Raw genomic sequence first — 3,671 nt, forward strand, 5'->3', positions numbered from 1 at the left:
GCCCAGCCCCCGCCACAGTCCCCACCGCACCAGCCGCGCCGATCGCACCGGGGCGGCCCCAACCGAGGAGGTGACCAGCGGTGACGACGGAAGCACACGGATCGCCCATCACCCCCCGACGCACGTACCTCATCGGCAAGTCGAGACCCAACGCCATCGTCGGCCGCAACCGTGAGTCCGGCGAGATCGCGCTGATCATCGCGGGCGCCGCCATCGGCATGATGTGCGGCCTCCTCGTCCCTGTCCTCTCCCTCCGCATCGTCACGCTGCTCGGCTTCCCGCTCCTCGCCCTTGCCGCGGTCTACGTGCCGTACCAAGGGCGCACCTTCTACCGGTGGTTCGAGATCAAACGCACCTACAAGCGCTCCCTCCGCCAGGGCACCACCTACCGCTCCGCCGCCCCCGAGGCCGGCATCCGCCTCGACGGCCACGAAGCCGACGTCGCCCCGCCGCCCGGCATCGGCCGGATCAACTGGATGGCCGCCCCCTTCGGCCCCGACGAGGTCGCCGTGCTGCTGCACGCCGACCGCCGCAGCGTCACCGCCGCGATCGAGATCGAGGGTCCGGGCGTGGGCCTGCGGGACAGCGAGGACCAGGAGGCGCTGGTCGACCGCTTCGGGACGCTGCTCAAGCACGTGGCGAACGGCGACGGTTACGTATCCAGGCTGCAGATGCTCGCCCGTACGCTCCCCGCCGACCCGGACGCGCACGCCAAGGACGTCGCCCAGCGCGGCGACACCCAGGCGCCGCCGTGGATCCAGGACTCGTACGAGCAGCTGCAGTCGATGGTCTCCACCTCCTCCGAGCAGCACCGCGCCTACCTGGTCGCCTGCATGCCGTACACGCGTGAACTCGGCCAGGAGGCGACCGCGGTCGCGAAGTCGGGCCGCGCCGCCCCCGGCGGCCGGCGGACGAAGCTGAGCCGCGACGACGGCCTGGCGATCGTGATGGCGCGCGAGCTCGGCGACATCTGCGCGCGGCTGGCGGAGGCCGATATCCGCGTACGGCAACCGCTCGGCAAGGCGCGGCTGTCGTCCCTGATCCATGCCATGTACGACCCCGACCACGCGATAGACCACATCCAGGCGATGTCCGAGCGCAACGCCTGGCCGGCCGAACTGGACGCCATGGAGCCCACGTACGTGACCGCGAAGACCCGCGAGTCGGCGACCCGCGAGCCCTGGTGCCATGCGACGGCGTGGGTGAAGGAGTGGCCGATGACGCCCGTCGGCGTCAATTTCCTGGCGCCGCTGCTCGTCCACACCCCGGACGTGATCCGCACGGTGGCGGTCTGCATGGACCTGGAGCCCACCGAGCTGGCGATCGAGCGGATGCTGACCGAGAAGACCAACGACGACGCGGAGGCGTCCCGCGCGGCGAAGATGAACCGCGTCGTGGACCCGCGCGACATCGCCCACCACTCCCGCATCGACCAGCGCGGCGACGACCTGGCGTCGGGCGCGGCGGGCGTGAACTTGGTCGGCTACATCACGGTCTCCGCCCGTACGCCCGAGGCGCTGCACCGCGACAAGCGGACGATCCGGGCCTCGGCCGGCAAGTCGTATCTGAAGCTGGAGTGGTGCGATCGCGAGCATCACCGCGCCTTCGTGAACACCCTCCCGTTCGCCACCGGAATCCGGCGGTGATGCGGCGATGCCTTCGAACTCGCGGTATTCGAGCGGCGATATCCTCACGCAGGTCACGGAGGCCTTCACCGGCCTGGTCTTCGGCAAGGTCGAGACGCAGCGGATCCCGGTCCGCACCTCCACGAACCAGGCCCAGGCGGTCTACCTCCCGACGGCCGCACCAGGCCTCGGCGACTCGGGCGTGATCATCGGCCGCGAGGTCTACAGCGGCAAGGGCTATATCTACGACCCCTTCCAGCTCTACGGGCAGCAGCTCCCGGCCCCGCACTGGCTGGTGCTCGGCGAGTCCGGCAACGGCAAGTCGGCGCTGGAAAAGACGTATGTCCTGCGCCAGCTCCGCTTCCGCGACCGCCAGGTGGTCGTGCTGGACGCGCAGGGCGAGGACGGCGTCGGCGAGTGGGCGCTGATCGCGGAGCAGCTCGGCATCACCCCGATCCGCCTCGACCCGATGTCCGCGCTGAACGACGGCATCCGCCTCAACCCCCTCGACCCGGCGATCACCCAGACCGGCCAGCTGGCCCTGCTCCGTACGATCATCGAGGTCGCCACGGGCAACTCCCTGGACGAACGCTCCGGCTTCGCCCTCAAGGTCGCGCACGCCTCGGTGGTCGAGTGGGGCGAGCAGGCGGCCGCCAAGGAGGGCGCGCAGGGACGCCAGCCGGTGCTGACCGACATCGTCGAGCAGCTCCGCCATCCCGAGCCGGCCGCCGCCGAGGCGATGAATGTGGACGTGGAGGACGTACGGGCCTGGGGCCTGGACGTGGCGCTGGTGCTGGACCGGCTGGTGGACGGCGACCTGCGCGGCATGTTCGACGGCCCGACCACGATCGGCATCGATCTGGACTCGCCGCTGATCGTCTTCGACCTCTCGCACATCGACCGCAATTCGATCGCCATGCCGATCCTGATGGCGATCGTCGGCGTCTGGCTGGAGCACACCTGGATCCGCCCGGACCGGATCAAGCGCATCTTCCTGGTGGAAGAGGCCTGGCACATCATCAACTCCCCTTTCGTCGCCCAGCTTTTCCAGCGCCTGCTGAAGTTCGGCCGCCGCCTCGGCCTGTCCTTCGTCGCGGTGGTCCACCACCTCTCCGACGTGGTCGACGGCGCGGCGGCGCGGGAGGCGTCCGCGATCCTGAAGATGGCCTCGACGCGGACGATCTACGCCCAGAAAACGGACGAGGCGAGAGCGACAGGGAAGGTCCTGGGCCTGCCACGCTGGGCCCAGGAGATCATCCCGACCCTGACACCCGGCATCGCGGTCTGGGACGTCAACGGCAATGTGCAGGTGGTCAAGCACCTGATCACGGAGGCTGAACGCCCCTTGGTCTTCACCGACCGCGCGATGACGGAGTCCTCGGCGGACATGGACCAGCGCCTGGAGCTGGAGCCGGCGGACGGCGTGAACGACGAGCTGACGGCGGGCGCATCCTTCACGAAGCGCTCGACGGTGGCGTAACCGATGGCAGGGGCGGGCGCCGACGCGCGGCGCGAACGGGGCATCCCCGATGCCCTGTTGGTGGGCTCGCTGGCCTTCCTGCTGTCGCTTACGGCCCTGGTGTGGACGTCCACGGGCCTGGCGGGCGTCTTCGCCCACGGCTCGTGGCCGAAGGGCGTGACCTTCTCGCGTACGCCGGTGGCGATGCGGGAACTGGTGCAGCAGCCGCATGACCTGGCCGGCGCCTGGCCGGAGACGCCGGCGGGGGCGCTGTCGGGGTGGGGGCTGTTCTGGGGCCTGTTCATCGGCCAGGTGCTGGTGCTGATGACGCTGGCGCTGTTCGTAGCGACGACGGTGACGCGGTGGCGAGCGGTGCGCGCTGCGCGGGCGAAGGGGGCGGCGGTCCCGACGTGGGAGCACGAACGGTCGGACGCGGCTCAGCCCACCGCCGAGTGGGACGCGGCTAGGCCCTCCGCGGAGTCGGGCGCGGCCCAACCCCCCACAACGTCGGGGGAGAGCGCCCCGCAAGGCAGGACGGGCCGGCCCGACGGGACCTCCGGCCGCGCAGGCGACCCCACCCCCCACCC

General features: G+C 70.8%; 2 protein-coding genes and 1 pseudogene. All 3 read left to right on the top strand.

Annotated features, from left to right (window positions below):
- Positions 1 to 80: 80 nt before the first annotated feature.
- On the top strand, positions 81 to 1,646 hold the full coding sequence (locus G5C51_RS40590) for an SCO6880 family protein (RefSeq protein WP_165245749.1): 1,566 nt from the start codon (positions 81 to 83) through the stop codon (positions 1,644 to 1,646).
- A gap of 7 nt (positions 1,647 to 1,653) precedes the next feature.
- Positions 1,654 to 3,105, top strand: coding sequence for an ATP-binding protein (locus G5C51_RS40595; protein ID WP_165245751.1), 1,452 nt, complete (start codon positions 1,654 to 1,656; stop codon positions 3,103 to 3,105).
- A 3-nt stretch (positions 3,106 to 3,108) separates the two neighbouring features.
- Positions 3,109 to 3,671, top strand: a pseudogene (locus G5C51_RS43555) (type VI secretion protein); the annotation flags it as partial.

Source organism: Streptomyces coryli, from assembly GCF_011044975.1.
GTDB classification, from domain to species: domain Bacteria; phylum Actinomycetota; class Actinomycetes; order Streptomycetales; family Streptomycetaceae; genus Streptomyces; species Streptomyces coryli.

Excerpts from the sequence above, each read along its gene's own strand:
- G5C51_RS40595 (WP_165245751.1), top strand. The coding sequence starts at position 1,654 with ATGCCTTCGAACTCGCGGTATTCGAGCGGCGATATCCTCACGCAGGTC.